The 22,169-nt window shown below is 57.0% G+C and carries 30 protein-coding genes, 2 tRNA genes and 1 pseudogene; 30 read left to right on the top strand and 3 right to left on the bottom strand.

The features are described from left to right. Positions 1 to 136 precede the first annotated feature (136 nt). A tRNA-Gly gene (locus MW898_RS13220) sits at positions 137 to 207 on the bottom strand. Positions 208 to 357: 150 nt separating this feature from the next. Between MW898_RS13220 and MW898_RS13225 the strand changes: the two genes are divergently transcribed. After that, positions 358 to 837: a cupin domain-containing protein gene (locus MW898_RS13225; RefSeq protein ID WP_248908124.1), complete on the top strand. Its 480-nt coding sequence runs from the start codon at positions 358 to 360 to the stop codon at positions 835 to 837. Between the two features lie 185 nt (positions 838 to 1,022). Next, a complete protein-coding gene (locus tag MW898_RS13230) occupies positions 1,023 to 1,850 on the top strand; it encodes an NAD+ synthase (protein ID WP_248908125.1) in 828 nt (275 codons plus the stop codon). Positions 1,851 to 1,928: 78 nt separating this feature from the next. On the opposite strand, the gene MW898_RS13235 is transcribed toward MW898_RS13230, so the two are convergent. Then, positions 1,929 to 2,660: an enoyl-CoA hydratase/isomerase family protein gene (locus MW898_RS13235; protein WP_248908126.1), complete on the bottom strand. Its 732-nt coding sequence runs from the start codon at positions 2,658 to 2,660 to the stop codon at positions 1,929 to 1,931. Between the two features lie 57 nt (positions 2,661 to 2,717). On the opposite strand from MW898_RS13235, the gene MW898_RS13240 reads away from it, so the two are divergent. From MW898_RS13240 to MW898_RS13375, 27 genes and pseudogenes are all read left to right on the top strand, one after another. After that, positions 2,718 to 3,422, top strand: coding sequence for a DUF7114 family protein (locus MW898_RS13240; protein WP_248908127.1), 705 nt, complete (start codon positions 2,718 to 2,720; stop codon positions 3,420 to 3,422). A gap of 62 nt (positions 3,423 to 3,484) precedes the next feature. Continuing rightward, positions 3,485 to 3,556: transfer RNA gene (locus MW898_RS13245), tRNA-Thr, on the top strand. A 375-nt stretch (positions 3,557 to 3,931) separates the two neighbouring features. Further along, entirely contained in the window at positions 3,932 to 4,144 is a 213-nt protein-coding gene (locus tag MW898_RS13250; protein ID WP_248908128.1) for a hypothetical protein, read from the top strand. Beyond that, a complete protein-coding gene (locus MW898_RS13255) occupies positions 4,145 to 4,516 on the top strand; it encodes a hypothetical protein (RefSeq protein WP_248908129.1) in 372 nt (123 codons plus the stop codon). Next, entirely contained in the window at positions 4,516 to 5,076 is a 561-nt protein-coding gene (locus tag MW898_RS13260; RefSeq protein ID WP_248908130.1) for a bZIP transcription factor, read from the top strand. Before MW898_RS13255 ends, MW898_RS13260 begins: the two co-directional genes overlap by 1 nt. A gap of 251 nt (positions 5,077 to 5,327) precedes the next feature. Beyond that, entirely contained in the window at positions 5,328 to 5,522 is a 195-nt protein-coding gene (locus tag MW898_RS13265; RefSeq protein WP_248908131.1) for a hypothetical protein, read from the top strand. Between the two features lie 3 nt (positions 5,523 to 5,525). Continuing rightward, positions 5,526 to 5,774 (top strand): MarR family transcriptional regulator, encoded by a 249-nt coding sequence (locus MW898_RS13270; RefSeq protein WP_248908132.1) that lies wholly within the window; start codon positions 5,526 to 5,528, stop codon positions 5,772 to 5,774. 187 nt (positions 5,775 to 5,961) lie between these two features. After that, a pseudogene (locus MW898_RS26200) lies at positions 5,962 to 7,372 on the top strand (FAD-binding oxidoreductase). A gap of 346 nt (positions 7,373 to 7,718) precedes the next feature. Next, positions 7,719 to 8,387, top strand: coding sequence for a hypothetical protein (locus MW898_RS13285; protein ID WP_248908135.1), 669 nt, complete (start codon positions 7,719 to 7,721; stop codon positions 8,385 to 8,387). 4 nt (positions 8,388 to 8,391) lie between these two features. Next, positions 8,392 to 9,573: a DNA methyltransferase gene (locus tag MW898_RS13290; RefSeq protein WP_248908136.1), complete on the top strand. Its 1,182-nt coding sequence runs from the start codon at positions 8,392 to 8,394 to the stop codon at positions 9,571 to 9,573. 82 nt (positions 9,574 to 9,655) lie between these two features. Then, positions 9,656 to 9,919 (top strand): AbrB/MazE/SpoVT family DNA-binding domain-containing protein, encoded by a 264-nt coding sequence (locus tag MW898_RS13295; RefSeq protein WP_248908137.1) that lies wholly within the window; start codon positions 9,656 to 9,658, stop codon positions 9,917 to 9,919. A gap of 31 nt (positions 9,920 to 9,950) precedes the next feature. Further along, positions 9,951 to 10,400 (top strand): hypothetical protein, encoded by a 450-nt coding sequence (locus MW898_RS13300; RefSeq protein ID WP_248908138.1) that lies wholly within the window; start codon positions 9,951 to 9,953, stop codon positions 10,398 to 10,400. Continuing rightward, positions 10,397 to 11,938: a hypothetical protein gene (locus MW898_RS13305; protein WP_248908139.1), complete on the top strand. Its 1,542-nt coding sequence runs from the start codon at positions 10,397 to 10,399 to the stop codon at positions 11,936 to 11,938. Before MW898_RS13300 ends, MW898_RS13305 begins: the two co-directional genes overlap by 4 nt. A gap of 2 nt (positions 11,939 to 11,940) precedes the next feature. Next, entirely contained in the window at positions 11,941 to 13,401 is a 1,461-nt protein-coding gene (locus tag MW898_RS13310; RefSeq protein WP_248908140.1) for an anti-CBASS protein Acb1 family protein, read from the top strand. Continuing rightward, entirely contained in the window at positions 13,401 to 14,363 is a 963-nt protein-coding gene (locus tag MW898_RS13315; protein ID WP_248908141.1) for a putative phage head morphogenesis protein, read from the top strand. The genes MW898_RS13310 and MW898_RS13315 overlap by 1 nt, the downstream gene beginning before the upstream one ends. A gap of 285 nt (positions 14,364 to 14,648) precedes the next feature. Beyond that, positions 14,649 to 14,966, top strand: coding sequence for an ArsR/SmtB family transcription factor (locus MW898_RS13320; protein WP_248908142.1), 318 nt, complete (start codon positions 14,649 to 14,651; stop codon positions 14,964 to 14,966). Between the two features lie 3 nt (positions 14,967 to 14,969). Next, positions 14,970 to 15,365 carry a VOC family protein gene (locus tag MW898_RS13325; protein ID WP_248908143.1) on the top strand — a complete coding sequence of 132 codons (396 nt, stop codon included), beginning with the start codon at positions 14,970 to 14,972 and terminating at the stop codon, positions 15,363 to 15,365. Positions 15,366 to 15,707: 342 nt separating this feature from the next. Next, entirely contained in the window at positions 15,708 to 16,925 is a 1,218-nt protein-coding gene (locus MW898_RS13330; protein WP_248908144.1) for a hypothetical protein, read from the top strand. A 16-nt stretch (positions 16,926 to 16,941) separates the two neighbouring features. Then, positions 16,942 to 17,415: a hypothetical protein gene (locus MW898_RS13335; protein ID WP_248908145.1), complete on the top strand. Its 474-nt coding sequence runs from the start codon at positions 16,942 to 16,944 to the stop codon at positions 17,413 to 17,415. Between the two features lie 9 nt (positions 17,416 to 17,424). After that, complete coding sequence (locus tag MW898_RS13340; RefSeq protein ID WP_248908146.1) at positions 17,425 to 18,561, top strand: major capsid protein; 1,137 nt, start codon at positions 17,425 to 17,427, stop codon at positions 18,559 to 18,561. 1 nt (position 18,562) lies between these two features. Further along, positions 18,563 to 18,886 (top strand): hypothetical protein, encoded by a 324-nt coding sequence (locus MW898_RS13345; RefSeq protein WP_248908147.1) that lies wholly within the window; start codon positions 18,563 to 18,565, stop codon positions 18,884 to 18,886. Next, positions 18,879 to 19,265 carry a hypothetical protein gene (locus MW898_RS13350; protein ID WP_248908148.1) on the top strand — a complete coding sequence of 129 codons (387 nt, stop codon included), beginning with the start codon at positions 18,879 to 18,881 and terminating at the stop codon, positions 19,263 to 19,265. Before MW898_RS13345 ends, MW898_RS13350 begins: the two co-directional genes overlap by 8 nt. A 1-nt stretch (position 19,266) precedes the next feature. After that, complete coding sequence (locus tag MW898_RS13355; protein WP_248908149.1) at positions 19,267 to 19,641, top strand: hypothetical protein; 375 nt, start codon at positions 19,267 to 19,269, stop codon at positions 19,639 to 19,641. Next, positions 19,641 to 20,030, top strand: coding sequence for an HK97-gp10 family putative phage morphogenesis protein (locus tag MW898_RS13360; RefSeq protein ID WP_248908150.1), 390 nt, complete (start codon positions 19,641 to 19,643; stop codon positions 20,028 to 20,030). The genes MW898_RS13355 and MW898_RS13360 overlap by 1 nt, the downstream gene beginning before the upstream one ends. A 2-nt stretch (positions 20,031 to 20,032) precedes the next feature. After that, positions 20,033 to 20,446, top strand: a complete 414-nt coding sequence (locus tag MW898_RS13365) for a hypothetical protein (protein ID WP_248908151.1) — start codon at positions 20,033 to 20,035, stop codon at positions 20,444 to 20,446. 142 nt (positions 20,447 to 20,588) lie between these two features. Next, the gene (locus MW898_RS13370) at positions 20,589 to 21,017 is read left to right on the top strand and encodes a nucleotide pyrophosphohydrolase (RefSeq protein ID WP_248908152.1); all 429 of its coding nucleotides are present in this window, start codon (positions 20,589 to 20,591) and stop codon (positions 21,015 to 21,017) included. 184 nt (positions 21,018 to 21,201) lie between these two features. Next, on the top strand, positions 21,202 to 21,699 hold the full coding sequence (locus MW898_RS13375; RefSeq protein ID WP_248908153.1) for a hypothetical protein: 498 nt from the start codon (positions 21,202 to 21,204) through the stop codon (positions 21,697 to 21,699). A gap of 1 nt (position 21,700) precedes the next feature. Here MW898_RS13375 and MW898_RS13380 read toward each other — a convergent pair whose 3' ends face one another. Continuing rightward, complete coding sequence (locus MW898_RS13380) at positions 21,701 to 21,868, bottom strand: hypothetical protein (protein WP_248908154.1); 168 nt, start codon at positions 21,866 to 21,868, stop codon at positions 21,701 to 21,703. 17 nt (positions 21,869 to 21,885) lie between these two features. Between MW898_RS13380 and MW898_RS13385 the strand changes: the two genes are divergently transcribed. Further along, the gene (locus MW898_RS13385) at positions 21,886 to 22,167 is read left to right on the top strand and encodes a hypothetical protein (RefSeq protein WP_248908155.1); all 282 of its coding nucleotides are present in this window, start codon (positions 21,886 to 21,888) and stop codon (positions 22,165 to 22,167) included. The last annotated feature ends 2 nt before the right edge of the window (positions 22,168 to 22,169 follow it).

Consider the following 22,169-nt stretch of genomic DNA (forward strand, 5'->3'; position numbering starts at 1 on the left):
GTATGGGAAAGTAGGTTGACTATGTACGCAATAATGTATACAATCCTTGAGCCGGCTGCGGCCACCACAGAAATATCGTCTGTCCTATCTGAGCAAAATAGTAAATAGTGCAATTAATAGAAATATTGGAAATGTATGCGCCGACCGGGAATTGAACCCGGGCTATGAGCTTGGGAAGCTCATGTCCTACCACTAGACCACCGGCGCATGCCAGCAGTTCTCTTTCTCTCGTCGTCCCACTTGAACGTAGCGACTTGTCGGTTCAGCCGGGGACTCTCCCAATTGCTGCTGTACATTCCGTTGGGATGAGCTGCAACTCAGCCAAAAAATTATTCGCTCGATTCCCGTTCGTCGTGTATGGAACCGGTTAACGAGTCGGAACTGGATTGGACCGAGTACGAACACGGGAAAGCAGCATTCAAACGGAAGCAGTTGGGGGAAGCTGCTGGTGGCGACCGTCTCGGCTGCAGTCTGTACGAGCTACCAGCCGGTCGTCGATCGTGGCCGTATCACTACCATACTGCGAACGAAGAAGCGATCTACGTGCTCTCTGGACGTGGAACGGTCAAACTCGGCGGTGAGACGCAGCCACTCCGCGAAGGCGACTACGTCGCGTTACCAGCGGACGAATCCGGTGGCCATCGTGTGATCAACGATTCCGACGCGCCACTCCAGTACCTCGTCGTTTCGACGATGAACGAGCCAGACGTTTCAGTCTATCCCGAGTCGAACAAGCTGGGGGTGTTCGCCGGTGCTCCACCCGGCAGTCGAGACGAACGGTCCATCCATGGATACTACACGATCGACGACGATGTCGACTACTGGGACGGCGAATGAGTTATGATCCAGAAAAGGCTCGTTGAGCCATCGATATGCGTATGAGAAAATAGTCGAATGAGCGTTATCAGAGGCGACTTCGATTGGTGGACGTGCCCAGCTCGAACGTTACAGTAATCGGACACTCGTCCATCTCTCGAATACAGCCGGGCAGCTATTTGTCGCCAGCGAACCATGGTTTCACCATGAGTGATGTCACGACGCTTCCTGACGAAGGACTCCCGATCGAAATCCACCTTTCGGACGATGAACTCGACGCTCACCGAGAGCATATCACGACCTTCATCGAAGAAACGATCGACGACGCCGGGGTCGATGGCGCTGTCATCGGTCTCTCAGGTGGAATTGACAGTACTCTGACTGCGTATCTCGCTACGGAAGCGCTTGGGACGGATCGTGTCTACGGGTTGGTGTTACCGAGCACAGTGAATCCGGATGAGAGCATGAGCGACGCAGAGCGTGTCGCAGAGACACTCGACATCGGATACGACGTGATCGAGATTAGCCCCATCGTGGACGCATTCTTCACGGCCTATCCGACTGGTGAGGATGACCAGATGGCGGCTGGGAACGTTCGGGTGCGAACGCGTGCGGTCCTGAACTATTTTGTCGCCAATACGAGGAACGCTATTGTACTCGGAACCGGCAATCGAAGCGAAGGACTGACAGGCTATTTCACCAAGTATGGTGATCAGGCAGTTGATTGTAATCCCATCGGGAATCTCTACAAGCGGCAAGTCAGACAGTTGGCGCGGCATATCGGAGTTCCGGACGATCTCGTCGAGAAAGCGCCGAGCGCGGAGATGTGGACGGGACAAACTGATGAAACGGAAATGGGTGTGACGTACGATCTCCTTGATGCAGTGCTCGTCTTACACATCGATGGACCACTCTCGAAACACGCAACAGCAACGACGCTCGCTATCGAGGTATCGGCAATCGAGCGTGTCGAGGAACTGTACCAACAGAGCGAACACAAACGACACATGCCGCCCGCACCCGAGCCGCTCTGAGTCGAATCTGATACGAATTCGATTAGGAAACTGAGTTTTACTTCGAGTTCGAACTGGCAGGTCGGTCAACTGTGTCGACTATTTTCCGCGATCGCTGAGCGACTCTGCGTGCGTCTCGACGAGCGCTGCGAACGCTTCGGCTTCCCGTTTTTCTTGACTTCTGATGGTCTCTGTCGCCGTTCCAGCAGCACTCATGAGCGAATTCAGTTGTGAGAGCGTTTCCCGATCTGCTGTTGCGATTTGCTCACAGACCGACCGAGGCGTCTCGACGACGCGAGAGACGAGACCCATACGGAGTGCTTCTTCGCTATTGATCACCCGTCCAGAGAGCGTGAGGTCAGCCGCGTAGCTTTGGCCGATGATGGCAGGAAGACGGTGTGTGCCACCCCACGCTCCGAATAGCCCAAACGTGACGCCCGGTTCGCCGAACGACGCAGCAGGCGTGGCTACTCGAATGTCACACGCGAGTGCAAGTTCCAATCCTCCACCACGAGCAGGGCCGTCGATTCCCGCAACGACAACCGCATCACTCGCTTCGATAGCACGGGCAACGCGCTGGCCGTGGCGGGCAAATGCAGCCGCTGGTTCGGAATCACCCGCCATCGCTTGGGTTGCAAGATCGGCAACGGCATCAAGATCGGCACCAGCACAGAATGCGCTGCCCGCGCCGTGGAGATACACAACCGGACAGTCGGCTTCACTCACCGCTGTTTCGAGCGCATCGAGTGCGGTAGGTGTGAGGGCGTTGCGCCGCTCCGGTCGATCGATCGTTACTGTGCGAATAGCATCACCATCAGTCGTCCGAATCACGGTCACGGGACGTCGGGCGTTTCCAAAGGTCTTTGCCCATTGCGAGTAAACCTTTCAATGATGGAGGAAGCCGCTGCCGTGCGCCGGGCCGCGCGGGCAACAGTTGATGATATCGAGCCCGCGCGACTACGAGACGACCTGTTGGCGTTCATCGACGACGTCTCGCTGGCACCGGGGGTGCTGACGCTCTTTACTGCCCGGATCTGTTCTGGATCGACCGATGGTCTCGAAAAGCGTGCTGCCGGTGTGCAACTCATCTACAACGGACTCCGACTCACCCGACAACTGGCTCGAGAGGAGCCGTGGGAGGATAGCGATCGAACGAGCGCAGACATGCACATTCTCGCAGCCGACGTTCTCGTCGCGCGTGGCTTCTATCTCCTCGCACGTACTGAAGCCGCCGAAACTGCCGTCGATGTGGTGCGCGCGTTCGGGCAACATCAGACCAATCGACGTGAGCAGAACGACTCATCTCTCGATGCACAACTCGAACACGACGTGCTCGAACTCGCGCTGGCCACAGGCGCAAGCGTAGCCAATGCTGAGGGCGAACCCGAAGCAGACGTCGATGGAGGCACTAATGCTGGTACTGGTACTGATGCTGATGCTGTTGGCATTACGCCAGGGCTTCGTGCTATCGCTGATGATCTCGCGGCTGTCTGTGGCGATACGACCGGATTTCCAGCACCCGAAACGTTCCTCTCGGAGGCAGTTACGACCCAACTCACTCGATCGGTCGCGGAAGCCTCACCCGACTCGTGAATCGAAACGCCTAAAGACAAATCGCGGATAGAGTGAGGTACGCAACGCACCAAGCGCACTGCGCCTGGGTAGCTTAGCGGTAAAGCGCGTCCTTGGTAAGGACGAGAGCCCGGGTTCAAATCCCGGCCTAGGCTGTCAACTTTTTGTTCACAATCCCATAGAAAAAAGTATCAAAACCACCAGACAGCGGAGGTGGTGGCGTGATCCACTGCATTCGGTGCCGTTCCTGCGGCAAACTGTCGAAGTGGAGTAATCGACGCTCCGAGTGTGATTTCGACCTCGCCGATCTAAATCGGGGCGCCGGTGATCGCGGTGGTCAACAATGACACCCACACCCACGCGGGCAGAGTGTCCTTGCCCGAGCTGCGGTCGGATCACGACCGCCCGCAATACGCTCGAAGGGACGGAACAAACGCGTGAGTGTCCCCGCCGTCGTTGTGGATGTCTCTTCTCGGCAGTATTGGAAGCGACGCAAACTCAGCGCAGTGGAAACAGAGGGGTGATTGTGGATGACTGACGCACAGTTCGAGTGGATGCTCGGGATGGCTGCCGCTTATCGGCCGACACCAGAGGACGAGGCCGATGATCCGGATCCGGTGACGGGGCTCATCGAGGAAGTCCGTGACGACTCTCCCACGCCGAGCGAGCAACACGTCCGCGTTGTCCTCGAGACGGATGACGGACTCGTTGATATTGGCCACGATCGCGTGGAGGTGGTCTGAATGGCCGACACCGAACTCGGCGCGCGGCTTGAGGCGTTGGAGACACGCGTTCACGAGCTGGAACAGCAATTGGGTGAGCAGTCGGCTGGCAACCATAGATGGCCCAAGAGGGACGACAACACTGTCGTTACAGAAGAATTCGGCCCCGAGGATGCGATTGCAGCCACCGAACGGAGATCTATCACGAGACAAACGGTGGATTGCATCAAACACTTCGAATCCGCGTATGGTGCTCCTGCATCGATCGAACACATTCTCGAAGAGCTGACCGAACGGGGCTACGAGACCGGTGACATCCTGGACGTGATCGATACCCTTCAACGACAGGGCAACATCTACGAACCCGAATCGGATCACGTGAGGGTGGTGTGATGAGTACCGATCACTCCCATCCAGATGCGGCAGGCAACCGGACCATCCCTGTCGAACTACGTGGCGTTGACGCTCTCGAGGAGGTTTCGTTAGGTGACATTTGGGTGGCGGGGCAGCCGATCGGCATTCTCGTCGAGAAAAGTCTGGAACGGTCAAAGGAGCTCGAACAACGATACGAAGAACTCGAAGCCGAGAACCAGCGACTGCGCGAACGAATCGCTACGCTTGAAGGCCGCGTTGTGCCCGATCCCACCACGAAGGACTACGAGGAGAAAACGCGTGATGAGAAAGTCCGTGAAGTGCGGCTCTCGTGTGCTCGAAAGGCGACGAACAACAGCGGCAAGGCGTCGATCGATTACAACGACGTGATGACGCTGTTTGATCACCATCCCTCCGTCGGACACACCTACACACTTCTCAAACGCGCCGCTACACTCGACGGATTCGACTACGAAAAACGAGACGATGGAAACGATCGGTTGTGTGTGAATCTCGACGACGTGAAGGACGAGTCGGTGTTTCACGCCGTGAATAAACCAAACGGAGGTGACCCCCGCTAACCATGGATTTCCACGCACTCACTAAACCACCACCCTTTCACTAACACTCTCTAACAGCAAGTGTAGTTGTGTAAGTAAGAAAGCGTTAGCGACGGGTACGCTGCCTCAACGCTGCCTCCGCAGGCGTTAGGGAGCGTGAAGAGCGCGATATCGTTTATTCACGCCGTGAAACACTCCCTGATGGGGCCTGGTGGTACCCTCATCTGAGACAATCGCACGACGCAGCGGTTATTCACGGTGTGAAAGACTCCATGCCAAAGCAAACGACGATCAAGATGTTAAAGCACGAGATCGAGATGGACGAGGGGTTCTGTGACGAATGGAGGAAAGCGATCGGTGGTGAGCCGCTCGTTACTGTCTGGGAATGTGACAATGACGTTCTTTCGATTTGGCCAGCCACGTCGGCGTGGATACCGTCGATGGGAGATATCAGTTCACGATTCTAACCAATGAGTAGCACCGATCCAACTGATGTAACACCGCTCATGAGCCCAGCGGTTCGTGATCTCCCGCCGAGCTGCAAACTCATCTGGTTCGTACTAGATCGTGAGGGTGAGGTCACCCAACAGGCCCTCATCGAAGCGACGGAGATGAGTCCACGCACGGTCCGTTATGCACTGAACCGACTTCGCGAGAACGGGTTGGTCAGTGTCCGTCCATATCCAATGGATGCTCGCCAATGTGTCTATTCTCTCTAGGAATGTGTCATAGAACGGTTCCCATACCTCTACCGCAACCACCGAACGAGACGTACAGAGGATATATCCAGTGTCCTTTGTTCCATGGTGGCATTTAACACAGTTTGAGTAGTAGATCAGGTAACGCTCTCTGTGCTCGGAGTTGGAAACGCAGGGGGGTCGAGAGAGATACAAGACGGAGGCTACAATGACACCAACGGAAAGAGACGCTGATCGAACAGTCGTCGAAGATTTCCGAGAAACGCTCCGGGGCGATCTGATCCAGCCAGACGACGAGGGCTACGACGAGGCTCGTACGGTCTGGAACGGAATGATCGACAAGTATCCGACCCTCATCGCCGGGTGTTCCGGTGCCGCCGATGTCGCGAGTGCAGTCCGCTTCGCCCGCGAGCACAACCTCGAAATCGCAGTGCGCGGCGGCGGCCATAACGTCGCCGGCACCGCCGTCTGCGACGACGGCATCGTCATCGACCTCTCAGCGATGCGGGCCGTGTGGGTCGATCCGCGTGCGCGGACCGTCCGGGTACAGGGCGGTGCCCTGTGGAGTGACGTTGACCACGAGACCCAGGCCCACGGACTTGCGACTCCGGGCGGCATCGTCAGCCACACCGGCGTCGCCGGGCTCACCCTCGGCGGCGGAATCGGCTGGCTGATGCGCAAACACGGCCTCACCGTCGACAACCTGCTCTCCGCCGATGTGGTGACCGCCGATGGCGAGTTCATCCGCGCCTCGGAAAACGAGCACTCGGACCTGTTTTGGGCGTTGCGGGGCGGTGGTGGAAACTTCGGGATCGTGACCTCCTTCGAGTTCGCTCTCCATCCGATCGGTCCCACTGTACTCGCCGGCCCCGTGTTCTGGGCGGCGGACGACGCTGCCGACGCGCTGCGCTTCTATCGCGACTTCGTACGGGATGCACCCGACGAGCTTGGCACCGTCGTCAGGCTCGGAACCATCCCCCCCCCCCCTCCCGGTCGTCCCCGAGGAGCTTCACTGGCGACCCGCCGTGGCCATCAATACCTGCTACGCGGGTCCGGTTGAGCAGGGTGAACGCATCCTCCGCCCGCTACGCGAGCACGGCACACCACTTCTCGACCTGATCTCCCCCACGCCGTATGTGGCGCACCAGAGCGGGCTCGACAGCACCGTTCTCCATGGATGGCACTACTACTGGAAGTCGATCGACCTCCCCGAGCTGTCCGACGACTTGGTTGCAGTTCTCGTCGACCATGCCTTCTCGGCGGAGTCACCCCGCTCGTACGCAGTGATATTCCACCTCGGCGGAGCGGTGAGCCGTGTCCCTGGCGACGCCACCGCCTACACCGGTCGGAACGCATCACACAACATCAACATCAACGGCGTGTGGCGTCCCAACGAAGAATTCGCCGAGTCGGAGATCGCGTGGACCCGTCGATTCTTCGATACCCTCAAACCCTATCGAGAGGGTGTCTACGTGAACTTCCTTGACGTCGACGACGGCACTCGACGGGTCCGTGAAGCCTATGGTGAGCAGACCTACCAGCGACTCGCCGAGATCAAAGCCGAATACGACCCCGACAACGTGTTTCACCTCAACCAGAATATCGAGCCGACAGGCTGAACATCTCTCTTTATTCGTCGAAATGGCCGTTCGTTGTTCGTGAACGGCGATAACGCGAAGGTTACGATCGATTCGAAAGCGTGTGGAGTGTTCAGATGAATCTGACGGATATGCAGAACTACGTGCCAGTAGATCCATCAGAAATTCTTGTGCAAACAAGACTGTAGTACGAGTTCTATGACACGCTCTCTAGTTGAGATAGATAGCGACAAGATCGCAGGCTACCACTTCGTTTATCCATCTCATCGAACGAATATCGAGTATCCTTCACCCGCTGCTGGAGCGGACGGGGTCCCGTGTACCAGCGGCGCGTCTCGAAGCGCTTCTTCAACTCTTTACATCACTCATGAGCCAGAGCGATCACCATTCACACACCGAAAAGCCGTGGGTACAGCGACCGTATCGATGGGCACCTGACGACCGAGATACATCGAATCCCTACGTCCCGATCGACACCGATCGACCGTTCGACGACGATCCAGAGCGACCGGACCATCCTCACGCCGAGGACGACGAGCAACTCGACTCATCGCTGTTCAAGGAAGAGATCCAGCGTGATCCGGAGATCTGTTCATCGTGTTTTCTGAAGAATTACGATGTCGTCCATCCGTACAGTCATCGCACATCGCTCCGTCGTCGATTCGTACGCTACTTCGTTCCGTCAGGAGATACGACGCAGGCGATACCACAGGCAGGAATCCCGACGCGAAACCCGCCACGAGCCTGCGAATGTGGTCGTCTTGGCCCACTGCGGTCTCGTCCTTTATCCAAAGAGCACGCAATCGAAGCGGCGTGGCACCTCTCACGGACACTCGCCCAGAAAGGGATCGAACATGACCCACTACTCTTGGTCGCGACCGTTCTCTCTCGGAAGACTGCTGGCGGGAACCAGTCGATGCGAGATGATTCCAATTTCGCTGTCGCGGTAGAACGGTCACTGCTCCATACCGAGTACTCGATGGACGACTGGCTAACTGAGTCAGGCACACAGCCAGCATTACCATCCGGAGAGTAGCCCCATGACTGATTCCATCAGCCTCGACGATCTCCCGCAATCCGAGTGGGAGGGAACCGTCCCCCCAGATGATCTCTCCGTCGATGGGGACAACCCCAACGAACAGTCTGAGGAGATGTTCGGCCTGCTGTGTGAGAATCTCCGATCTCACGGTTGGCTCGGTAACGCGATCGTCGTCGACGAGGACTACACGATCGCCGACGGCGAGCACCGGTGGCGGGCTGCTCAGGAGATTGGACTCGACGAAGTCCCGGTCAAGCAATACGATCTCGACGAGCCAACGCGCCGGTTGTGGCGACAAGAGCTAAACAAAATCTCTGGTGAACACGATACCAAGCGGGATGCGCTCGAGTACGATTATCTCCTCTCGAACGGGAAGGCTGACGACGTCCAGGCGCTCACGAACGCGGCTGGCGAAGACCTCGACGAATTGCTCGCAGAAATTACACTCAATCAGGAGCAGCGCGTTCCCTACGAGTACGACACGGAGCATACCATCTATTTCGAGGACTGTGTCGAAGGGATGCGTGAACGGATTGCCGATAATAGCATCGACTGTGTGATTACGGATCCGCCGTATGGCTTCGACTATAGCGCTCGTGGCGAGCAAGACTTTGACAGTTTAGCGAATTTCGATGACTGGGAGTTGTTCGAAGAAGCGCTCGATGAGCTTCGCCGCGTTGCCACGGAGAGCGCCCACGTGTACGTGTGGTGGGGATGGCAGTTCTACGGGTGGATGGAGTCGATGTTCCGCAATCGCTTTGATCATCTCGATACGCTTGTCTGGGTAAAAGACAACTTCGGGCTCAACGCAAATCATCGGGATCGGTATCGACCACAGTACGAAGTCTGCTTTCACGGAACGCAGGGTGATGATGCGCGGGAGTTGAACAACGCGAATGCGCTCTCGAATGTACTGGAATATCCCAGAGATGCAACCGCAGAATACGAGCATCCGACCCAGAAGCCGGTCGCTCTTCTGTCGGAGTTGATCTACAATAGTACCAAACCCGGCGATGTCGTCCTCGATGCGTTCGTTGGGAGTGGTTCGACTGCCGTCGCAGCAATCCAGTCGAACCGCGATATCATCGGCTTCGAGATCGATGAGGAGTATCGACCGGTCATCGAACGGCGGATCAGCGAGGCACAACGGCAGGTTGAGAGTGATGCCAATAGCAATAGTTAGTAATACGATTTCTATTCAGAATAAGTGTAAGAATCAGATCCTTATCCAAATTACCATATTTGATCTTTTACTATGTAGGATTATGGTAAAAGTGGACTCGAAAGGGCGAATCGTTCTCCCACAGGGGATACGGGAGGACCTCGGTATCACCCCCGGAACTGAAGTCGAAATCTATGAAAAAGACGGGAAAGCCATCGTTGAACCGGAAGACGACCCCGAACAAATTATCGAACGAATGGAAGAACTCATCGCGGGAATATCCGCTGACAGACAACCCATACCATACGACGAACTCGACCCGCAATCGAAAGACCACGTAGATACGATTTGCAGACGACAAAGATGAGCAGTGCAAATCAAGCGAAATGAGGGTTCCGATGGGTTCCGATATAGACTACGGCGCCGTTGATCCACCTCCAGAAAAGTCACCGACGGAGTACAGTTACGTCGAACGGCGAGCCGAGATAGCGAAACTCATCGAACAACAGGGTCATCCGCACGGCTTCAACAAGGCAGAACTCGGTCGTCGGTATGGCGTCTCGCGGACACAAATCCGGAAAGATCTCGATCGGCTGAAGGACTACTATACTGATCGACTTGGGATCGACGCAAAGGTTGAAAGCGAACTCGCGTATCGCAAGATCGTCCGCGAACATCTCGATAATGGCGACTACGAGAAAGCTCGTCGAGCGCTGGATTCTTGGAATGGATGGCTGTTCGACGTTGGCGCACAGGAGAAGGCACCCGACAAACACGAGCATCAGCATGGGAGCCTCGAAGAGGCATTCATGGCCGATCTCCGGAACGCCGCAGGTAAAGACGAGTGAGTACAACGAAGCCATCCAGATCGGTGTCGTCACCGAAACCCCCGTCGCACTACTACGACCGGGCAACCAGCGGCGACGTCACGTGGCTCGAGGACGCCATCGAGGACTACCTCGGGCTGTTCGTTACGCCCGCCCAACAACAGATTTGCCGGGCTCTCCTCCAGAACGAGAATCTCCTCGTGATCACCGCAAATGGGCTCGGCAAATCATACATTCTCGCCGCCATCACGAACGTCTGGCTGTGTTGTCTCTACCCAGCGGTCGCGTTTGCGACGTCGGGGACCGAGAAAAAGATGCGCCGGACGTACTGCCGGCCTGTCGAGTCCCTCCATGACAACGCTCGGATCCCGCTACCGGGGACGTATAAGAAACAGCCTGACCGAATCGATTTCGAGGAGGATCCGGAACAGTACTTCGAGGCCAGCTCGCCAAAGGATGCTGGCGAGCTCGAAGGTGTCCACTCGGCGTATACCCTCGCGATCATCGAGGAGGCCGACAAGGACGACGTCGACCACGACGTGATCGAGGCGATGGAATCGCTGGTCACGGATGAGCGCGACCGGATCATTGCGATCGCCAACCCTCCCGATGATGAGATCAACTGTGTGTACGATCTGATGCAGGATCCGGAATGGGAGACGGTCCAGTTCAGTTCCTTCGAGAGCCATAACGTACAGGTCGAGGTCGGGGAGACCGATGGTGAGATGATTGACGGGCTCGCGACGTTGCACAAGATCAAGAAAGACTGGCGGAGGTACAACACGCGGCCTTGGCCAGGCGTCGACGAAGCTCGCCACTCCTACGGTGAGACTGGTCTCGGAAAGTGCTGGTATAAGCGCAGGCTCGGTCGCATCCCTCCGGGCAACGCAGCTGTTCACCGTCCGTTTGATCGCGATGCAATCGAGGCGGCATTCGATCGCGATGACGTTGAACCCATGGGCCCGCCGCTCGGGATTGGCGTCGACGTCGCTCGGAAAGGTGGAGATAAGAACGTCATCGCACTCGCCTACGAGAACCAAGTGAGCATTCTTGATTTTTGGCAAGGTCTCGATCACAACGAGAACGAGGCCCGGATTCGTCGACGGCTCAAGGACAACTGGGAGCCACGGCTCGCGATCGACTCGACCGGCGAGGGCTCGGGGCTGGCAGACCGTGTTGACAATTTCTATCCCAACATGTACCGATTCGACGCCGGTCGCAACGCCACGCAGGAAACCAAATGGGACGACTGCTGGGCAGAGGGGCTCAACATGCTCGGGTCGTTCATGAAAGAAGGTGGATCGATCTCGAACCGGCTACTGCGAGAGGAATTATTCGCAGCTGCTCGGACCGTCGAGTACTCACAGAAGTTTATTGGATCTCGCGGAGCGGATGGCGCGACGGTCTACACAGCGACGTCGAAGGAGGCAGTCAAGGATCATCTCGAGCGGTCGCCGGACTATCTCGACGCTGCCTACATGGCTGTCTGGGCACGAGACGCGGAGCCGGAGCAAAACGAGATCTCCGGAACATGGGGAGGTACCTGGTCTAGCTTTTAGTCATGAGTGACAATACCGAGGTCGTCGACGAACCAGAACCGGAAACGTACGAGCTGACCGCTGGTCAGATCGAGGATATGGGGGCCCGGTTCGCGATCATGGGAGCGCTCGGGCAGCAGTTCGGTGGCGATCGCGACCTCTACGATACCTTCGGGTGGATCAAAGATCCCGACATCGACGACTTTTATGCCAACTATCTTAGGAACCCGTACGCCCGTGCCGTCGTCGATGCACCGGTCGCGACGTCATGGCGGGGCGCTCCGGAGATCTTCGATGATGCCGAGACCGACGAACAAACCGAATTCGAGAGCGAGCTCGAAACGCTCGTAGACGAGCATCGACTCTGGCACTATGGAGAGCGCTCCGACAAGCTCTCAGGGATCGGAGAGTACGGAATCCTCATCATCGGGTTTGATGACGGTGCTTCTAACTTTGCTGAACCGGTTCAACAGTCGAATATCGACGTCGGAGGGCTCAACTGGCTTCGTCCTCTGAGTCAGAAATCTGTAAAGAAAATCCGATTCGGCGAAATGGGATCGGGTCGGTGGGGACGTCCGATCGCCTATAAAATCGATCTAACAGATGAAAACGACGAGGAGGCGGTCTGGGTCGACGATAAGGAGCGCTGGATTCACTGGTCTCGGGTAGCTCATATGGCTGAGGAGCTCCTGGACGACGAAGTCCGAGGGACGCCCCGACAGGAGCCAGTTTTAAATCCGCTAACTGACATCGAAAAGACGCTCGGCAGCGCAGCGGAGCTCGCCTATCGCGGGGCGGACTACGGTCTCCATGCGAACGTCGATCCTCAATACAAGCTTGAAGACGGGGGCGAGAATCTCGATGCGGAGCTGTTCAAGTTCGTTCACGATCTACAGCCCGTTATCCGGACGGAAGGCGTCGACATCGAAAAGCTCGAAGGGGCGGACATCGATCCTTCGCCGATCATCAACGCCGAGATCGAGGCGATCAGCGCTCAGACCGGTCTCCCTCAGTCGGTGCTGAAAGGCAACGAGACTGGCGAGCGTGCCACAACGCAAGATCTCAAGGAGTGGTACGGGAAGATCTCCGAGCGTCGCGAGCAGTTCGTCACGCCTACGATCGTCCGCCAGCTCATCGATCGACTCGTGAAATTTGGGGTGTTGCCAGCACCGCAAGGGGGCCAGCGCGCCTACACGGTCGAGTGGCCTCCGCTCGAGGAGGACAGCGCTCAGGAGATCGCAGACGTGCAGGTCTCGCGAGCGGAGGTCATCGATTACATCGCAAACTACGTGCCCTCGATGGACTCCGGTGATATCGTCGAATTCGTCGAGGAGGGTGACTTTCCCGAGATTGAGTCGGAGGAGGTGGTCACGGATGTCGACGAGAGCGACCCACAAGTGCAGCAGTTTATGCAGCAGGCATTCGGGCCCCAGGAACCGCAACAGAACGGCGAAGGGCAGCAGCCGGTGGAGGCTGATGATTGATGTCCAGTAGCACATACGCTGGCAATGAATCCCAAGACTTGACAAAAACCACTACATTGCACAGACGGGAATTTGCCCCCGCACTGACCAAGCGATTCCGACGGCTGAAGGGACTGATCCTCGCGACGATCGGCTACGAGTATGACGCCCTCCGACTCAAGCAATCCGAGGTCGGATCAGTCACCGCGGCAGAGCCGGCTCGATCGTTCAACTTCTCATCACGCGCCGAGGCAGAGGAGGAGTTCATGCGGTGGCTGCAGCAGGCGATCGATGAGGACGTCGTCGAGCGCCTTGATCAGGCACAGATCCGTGACGGTCAGCACTACACAGCTCGCTATATCCGGAGCGCATACGATCGCGGTCTCGACGACGCAGCTCGCCGGCTGCAGGAGGCTGGCTACAATGTCGACACAGAGCAACTCCAACAGACATTCCAGATGCCGATCCACGAGGAGGCTGTCCGCGATCTCTACACGCGCACGTTCAACGAGTTGGAGGGGATCACGGACGACATGCAAGAGGAGATCCGCGAGACGCTATCGGAGGCGTTCGTTGATGGCTGGAATCCCAAGAAAGCGGCCTCAGAGATCAACCAAAATGTCGATAATATTGGTCTCACCCGCGCGCGTACCTTATCCAGGACGGAGCTCTCGAATTCCTATAACACGGCCTCAGCGAAGCGATATCAACGTATGGGAATCCGACAGGTCCGAGTGCTAACCAAGAATCCGTGTCTGCTCTGTACTGCAGTCGCTGCAGACGGGCCCTATTCGGTGCAGGAGGCTGTAGGGCTCATTCCCATACATCCGAACTGCGTATGCACCATAGCTCCACTCCCGCTTGAGGCTCGTGCCAGCTGGAATCCTCGGCTCGTCAGTCGTCATGGCCGACTTAAAGCTCGTCTGTGCCGCCATAATCACGTGAATGAACTGGATTCACGTCAAAATCGCACCATAGTATAAATGTAGAGGCGTTTCGGAGGGGTGCAACGTGGTGATGCCGTGGAATCCGTGGAATCGGTGGCTCTGTTGAAATCCTATTTATTCAATTTGTTATATGGTGGATTATTCAGGAAGTATTGTGCCTAATTATCGATACTCTCGGCTTCGTGAGCTTGGCCGTGTGGACCTCACAATTTGGTTTCCGGAGATCAGCGAAAATTATCGAAGTTGGTGAGTTAGATCCGAAGAAAGTAGCCCACCGGCAGACTTATCTATACATGCAACCGTCTAGTTGCATGTTGTCCCATGACCTCTAACGACGACGTGTTCCGGGCGCTCGCCGACAGTACCCGGCGGTTGATCTTGGTGGAGCTGACGGACAACAGTGAACAGACGCTTTACGAACTCTGTACGCGCCTGACCATGAAGCACGACGTCGATATGTCTCGGCAAGGAGTGAGCAAGCACCTCGACGTTCTCATTGAGGCCGGGCTGGTCGCCTCAACCCGGCGGGGCAAGTACAAGGTCCTGGAGTTCGCGGGCGCAGACCAGCTCAAGACGGTAGCAACCTGGCTGGACCGCCTGGCCGAGAACAACACAGACACGGAAACTGAGAAGAGATAAAAAATGGAAATCACCGTAACAAGCGTACCCGTAGACGACCAGCAGAAGGCCTTGGAATTCTACACGAATGTCCTCGGCTTCGAAAAGAAGACCGACGAACCAGTAGGCGAGGCGAGCTGGCTGACCGTTGTCGGACCTAACTCGCACGATGGCGTTGAGCTGCTCCTAGAACCCACACAGAACCCGATAGTAGCAGAGGAGCTTGAGGCCTACCGCGAGGCACTCGTCACCAACGGCATACCCTGGACCACGTTCGGCTGTGAGGACGTAGAGGCCGAATACGAACGCCTGAGCGAGCAAGGCGTCGAGTTTACACAGGAACCGATGACCGCTGGGGGCGTCACGACGGCCGTCTTCGACGATACGTGCGGGAACCTTATCCAGATCCACCAGCAGTGAGATGGACGTGGTGGATCACGCCAACCACCCGATGCCGACAGTGGCACGAAACTTCTAATGGTATCAACAATATCACTCATTTCAGTTTCCCCTCATCTGGGTGATACGTATTTATGCGGGCGCTCCTGAGAGGCTGGTTGGTACTGAGATTTCAATAGAGACGTTCGATCAAATGATCCTGACCGAACAATGCGGTGCGAGCCCGCATGCGCCCCCCGTGTCGCTACTACCGTTGAGGGCCAACATAGAGGCTCGAAAGCCCCCGAGGTTCATCATCTCTCTTTGACCTCTTTACTCCCAATGACCCGCGGTGGCGAGGGTCCATTTTCGTACGATTTAATCATGACAACAGACATTCGCGTACCGACACGTGCGTTTTCGTTGCAAGCAAGCGACAGCTTTGATCCCGATGACGGGCCCTGGACGGTCTCCGGGGTCGCAGTCGGCCCGGGTGACATCCTCCACATGGACGACGGGACGCCCGTCCTCATGACGGAAGATGAACTTCGCAAAGCCGCACAGACACAAGCCGGACAGCCACTCTCAGTCGACCATCCAACGGATGAGAGCGGGAAGCCGCTCTACCCGCCACCGACAGACGAGACGGCGGGGAAAGTACCAAAGGCTGGCTATGTCGATGGTCGGGGATTGGCCTATGAGGCTAACGTCCACGATCCAGAGGTCGCTCGCGGACTTCACGCCGAGAACCTCGAGGTATCGGTCCATCCGCAGTTTAAAAACGGCGGAAACGACCCCGACACCGGTGCGATCATCGCCAAAGACATTCAGTTCAAAGATCTGAGTGTCGTCAGCAAGGGCGATTCGCCGAGCAACCAAGCTCGGTGGGGAGCCAGTCACGAGCTCGCAGCATGGGTGCATTCGGGAGCCCTTGACAACGAACTCGCAGACGCCAGCGATGGGGTCGATCCAGTCGACCCGGAGGGCTTCGCCCAGCGCTTTTTCGGTGAGCTTCGCTCGCTGTTCGCGAACGAAAACGGCGGAGAGCAATCTGACGAGTCGGCGGAAGCGGAATCCGACACTGGGACAGACCCAGACCCAACAGACGATTCAGGTAATATGACTAACAGAAAACAGTTCATTGAGACGCTCGTCGAGAGCCACGGCTTCGGAGAGGACTTTTTCGAGGACATGGACGACGATCGGATCGGTCAGATGCACAGCAACCTCGTCGACTCGGATGATCCGAGTGACGGTGATGGGGGCAAGAACAAGGAGCAGAAAACGGAGAACAACGTCGTCGAGCTCGATATCGGCGATCACGACAGTGTTGACGACTATATCGGTACGAAGGTCGAGGACGCGGTCGAGGCGACGGCAAGCCGCAATCAGCGGACCGCCATGATCGACGAGATCGTGGCAGCGAAGGACGACGTCGACGCGGACGATCTCAAGGACACGCCCGAGAGCGTGCTCGAGGAGATGCACGCCAGTATCGCGATGTCGCCCGAACTGCCGGGAGCGACCGGTCGACACACGGCGATGGCCGGTGCATCAGACGATGACGACGATCTCGACGCCTACGGAACGGGCGTCTACTGATTTCTGAGATGAAATTATGGCAAATTCCATCATTGCGAGCCTTGAGGACGGCGAAGCGTACGAGGAGTTCCCCGCCGCGTCGGTTATCACACCCGGGGAAGGTCTCGAATTGGTCGTTAACGGCGGCGAGGAACAGGTTCAGCCTGTCTCGACGGCGGGACAGCCCGGGACATGGGTTGCTCGCGAACAGCGAAATCCGCCACGAGCAGGCACTGGCAACCCGATCGACCAGAACTATGTGGTTGGTCGGAACGTCGAGGTTATGAAATTCAATCGCAACAGCGAAGGACGAACGCGTCTCGCCTCGGGAGCCGATCTCGCGACGGCAGCGAATGCGAATGTCTCAGAGGGTGATCTACTCGAATGGTATTCTGACGGAACGCTCAAGACGGGCGTCTCCGGGACGGCGGTCGCACGAGCTCGTGAAGCAATCGATAACTCTGGCGCGGCGGCGGGCGAGAATCCGGTCATCCTCGCGGAGTTTCTCTAGGTGATTTAAATGTCAACTGCAGATACCGCAACTATCTCTGACCCGCAGGTATTCGAGGCAGGAGCATCGCTAACGGCGCAGCGAGCGCTGTTCAATCCGGTCCGCACAGTTCGCGAGCATGCACTCAAGCAACTCCGAGCACAGTCCGTCTTCTCCGCCGAGCAGTGGGAGCACATGGACAAGGCGGTCTTTGGAACGAACGAGGAGGGCGAGCTGACGGCCGACTCGACGCTTCAGATCGATAGCTGGACCGACTACAGCGGCGAGATTCGAGGAGACCAGGATGTCCCTGCGATGACGATCGACCGACTCCTGTCAGCAGGGTTCGGAGTTCCGACGAGCCTCAACCGCTATATCTACGTCTCGCAGATGCGGAATGTGGACTTCGAGGCAGAGGTGTCGATGAATGGCCGGTCACGTGGTCGCCAGGACATGCCGGCGATCGGCCTCGATGGCGTCCCGCTGCCGATCTTCCACGCCGACTATGAGATCGACGCGCGTGAGTATCAGAATGCTCTGCAGTTCGGCGAGCCGTTCGACACCTCTGTAGGGACAGAGGCCCGCCGAGCTGTCAACCGAAAGGAGGAGGAAGTCCTCTGGGACGGCTGGGGCGGCAACATCGAGACCGATCGCGGCGTGTTCAGCCTTGACGGTCTCGACGAGGACAACGGGAAGGTCTTGACCGGCACGAGTGCTGGCTGGTCGACGGATGCAGCCAATGTCCTCGCGGACATGAAGACGATGATCGACGACCTTGAGCAGCAGGGAGCGAATAACAACAACGGGCCCATGCCGTCGGAGCTCGGTGCGATGATGTTCGTGCCAACCCAGCAGTGGGGTATCGTGACGCGGGCTGACTACGAGACGAGCGCGACGGATGAGCCGATCATCGACCGGGTGGAGCGAAAATACCCGTACGTGACGCTCGTGCCCGCGCCGCGGCTTACCGCCGGGCACATCATCATGCTCGTACGTGACACGCGCTACTTCGGCATCGCCAACGCGCAGGGCATCACCAACACGAGTTGGGAAGTCGACGGCGGGATGGCACTCCGGAACAAGGTGATCAGCTCGCGCGTCCCATACGTCAAAGAGCAGCCGGACAGCATCTACGGGATCGTCCGCTACACCGGCGCGGAGGCCTAGAATGACGGGCGAGACAATCACATTCGACGATATTGATGTCGCCGACGTCCGGTATGCAGTCCTTGCACTCGACAAGCACGCAAACCATCGCGAACAGAAGGGGCACGAGGCTGCGGCGCGGAAATATCGCGACGCGACCGACGAGTTCCGTCGGCGAGCGGAGCAGGTCATTGAAGGCGGTCTCTTTGGAGGACAGGACGAGGACGACGTTGTTCTCCCCCAGATATCGAGGCTTTCATCGAGCGCACGGTCGAGAAGAAATTCGCTGAGTACGAAGACAAGCGAGAACGCAGCATTCGAGAGACTTCCACAGAGCAATGAGTAACGACACAATCACGTATCGCGTCGAGTGGGGGCGCTTCAGGCACAAGGGAACTCGCTACGAGGTGGGCGAGATATTCGAAGCCGATCCCTCGCTAGCCGAGGACTGGCCTCATACCCTCACTGCTGTCGTCGACGGCGGTGAGAAGCAGACGGATGGACAGCAGACGTTCGAGCGGATGGAGCCGAGCCAGTCTGAGAGTGAATTCGATGCGAGCGAATTCGTCGATCGCAGTCCGATGGATCCCGTCCTTGAGGACATTGAGGCGGGCATGGTCGACGAGCATCTCGATACGGTGCTCGAAGCAGAAAAGGGAGGTCGCGACCGGGACGGTGTGAGGGACGCGATCGCCGATCGTCGCGAAGAGCTGAACGAGGAGTAAAATGCCGATCACCATCTCTCCGGACGACGTCCGCGGTGCGCTCAATGCCGATCAGAGTGACTACAGCGATGATGATCTCGCGTTTGAGATCAAAGTCGCCGAGGAGATTGTCAACGACGATCTCGCACCACACTCGAACGACACTAGTCGTCTGGAGCTCGTCGGCGCGCTCATCGCGGCAGCATACGTTCATGATGATGGTGAGGGATCGGTCTCGTCAGTACAGCAGGCTAGTCGGCAGATCTCGTTCGATTCCGAGAATGCACTCTCATACTGGCGGCGAGCTGTCCAGCTCGATCCCACCGGGAAACTCGCCCAACTTGAGCAGCAGACAGCCACAGTCTCAGTTCCGGACGCACGGGGGATCGACTACTAATGCCCAAGCCCGGTGCTCAAATGACGGGAGTTGGGAGCCTCCTAAACACAGTCAACGACATCAAAGAGCGCTGGTTCACGACGACGACCTATATTGTCGCGACGAACATAGAATACGGAATTTACGTCGAATTTGGAACATATAAAATGGCGGCTCAGCCGTATCTGCGACCGGCGGCCGATCACGCTCGTCGGAATATCGACCGGTGGGCTGCGAACGCCGACTCGATCGACGAGCTCGTCCGTGACGTCGCACTCGAAATCGAGCGATACGCGAAGGAAGTCGTGCCCGTCGATGAGGGCACTCTCCGAGGGAGTATCCGAGCAGAGGAGGCTGACGGCTCGGTTGCTGTCTCGACTTCGATCGGCGATGGACCATTACCAGCGTAATCATGGCACGCACAGGAGACATTCTGAACAACTACGACGACTTGTTTTCCGATCTGTTCGAGGATCCGGTTGAGGTCTACAACTATCTCGAAGGACCAGAAGACGAGTATGGTGATCATGAGAGAAATCCGTACCCGTCGAACCCGATATCGACGACCGGACAGATCGAATACCCGACCGAGCCGGTCGTCGTCTCTAGCCCCAGTGGGCAGGAAACGACGCTCGATGCGGTGATCTATCTTCCGGACGACACGCTCGTCACTGACGGGGGTACGACAGACGATCAAGACAGGGAGCTCCCGTGGCCATCCGAGGTTGTCGATGCCGGCGATCGGCGGCACACGGTGGTGAACGTCGTCGACGAGGGCAATGGTCGCCTCCGCTGCGATGCGATCGACACCGAAGAAGGATCCTGAGTATCCTGAGCAGAGAGTGTCATAGAACTATTCACAAGGGCTTGATTTCACTCGGCTTTCGGTGAATCAGCTGGCAGATAGAGCGTGCGCATATATCGATTGGCCCCCTCCCAATCCGACCTGAAGTGAAGCAACGGTTCAAATGACTCTTCCATTAGACACTGAAGCGACACTCCTTTTTGTGCTCTCTGCGCGCTGGAATCGTATGCCCGACGATATCGACGACATCCAGCAGGAGTATATCGAGTTCCTCGAAGAGCGAGAATGGAACCAATATCACACACCACAGAACGTTGCCCAGGCAATCTCAGTCGAGGCTGCGGAGCTACTCGAACTGTTCCTCTGGCACGATAATATCGAAAGTGAACAAATCGCCAACTACGACGACTTCGTTGAGGAAGTACGAATGGAAATTGCAGACATTCTCATTTACAGCATGAGCATGGCTCATCAACTCGATATTGATCTTACTGAAGCGGTCACTACGAAACTCGAACAGAACAAAGATCGATTCGATATGGAGGTTTCTAAGAAGATTCGGGAAGAGAAAGACGAGTGGCAACGGAAATGAAGAATCGGTCGACATCTCAACTATGACGTTCGTAACGTAGTGGATAACCCTACTTCGAATTCGTTGAAGAATTACCGCACCGAATTGATTACTGCATCTTCTGTGTCTACCGGTCGATGAATGAGGACAGCACAGTATGCGAACAGTTCTATGACACCCTCTAAACAACCTAAGCATCCTCAGTATGGATCCGACAAAGAAAATCTGGCAACTCATCGAAGACAACTGGGATAACTCCCAGACATCACTGGCATCCGAGCCAGAGTTCCAGACTGGCTGGTACTCGCGGGATCAGAAGCTCCCAGCGATTACTGTCACGGGCAAGAATGAGGGCGTGCTTCGTGGCGGGGAGACGGGATTCACTGCGACCCACAGCATCACCGGCAAAGCGATGCAGCGATGGAGCGGATTCGTCCTCGTCGACGCGGTCGCCGGGACACACTCTGACTGTGAGGGGATCGGGGTCGGTGGAGACGATCTCAATCCGAAGCTCGTTCGGCAAGAGCTGAAGCAGCACGCCCAGCAGATCATCATCGACACTCAGCGGACGTCGGATTTTCGCGCGACTGCGCCGGATGGTGGCCGCGATGTCGAGGACACATCCGATCAGGCGGATGTGAAACCTGTCTTCAGGCATCAGTTTCAGGCGCGATTCATCTACGACAAACTTCCAAATCCGTGACTCAGTCACGGCAGTCGCGGTATCGATCCATCGCGGCTGACTTTTGTTCCGCGTCGCTCGGTCGATCGAGCGTCGCATGCAGACGCATGATCACAGCCAGCCCGCTAGCGGAATGACCTCGCAGACGACGATCAGCGAGTGACCGCTCTGGGTCTGGGTAGGCCGTCACTGACGGCCAGTTCACAAATGCGATTAACAGTAAACCAAACCGATTCGACCGGGAAGCCGACGGTATCGGCGTTCACCGTCACGATCGACGACGAACGTCACGAAATCGACGTCGCGTCGACGGGGACATTCAACGTCTCGCAAGATGTCGGCGAGTGGTTGCTCGATAGCGACCGCTACGACGTTTCTCGTTACGAGGACGAGGAGGATGAAGGTGAAGAGAACGACGACGTCGACGGGGCTACCGAGGAAGAGAATACTGACCAATCAGAGCCAGACGGCTTCAACTATCATAGCTAAAT

The organism is Halocatena marina, assembly GCF_023276375.1.
Taxonomy (GTDB): domain Archaea; phylum Halobacteriota; class Halobacteria; order Halobacteriales; family Haloarculaceae; genus Halocatena; species Halocatena marina.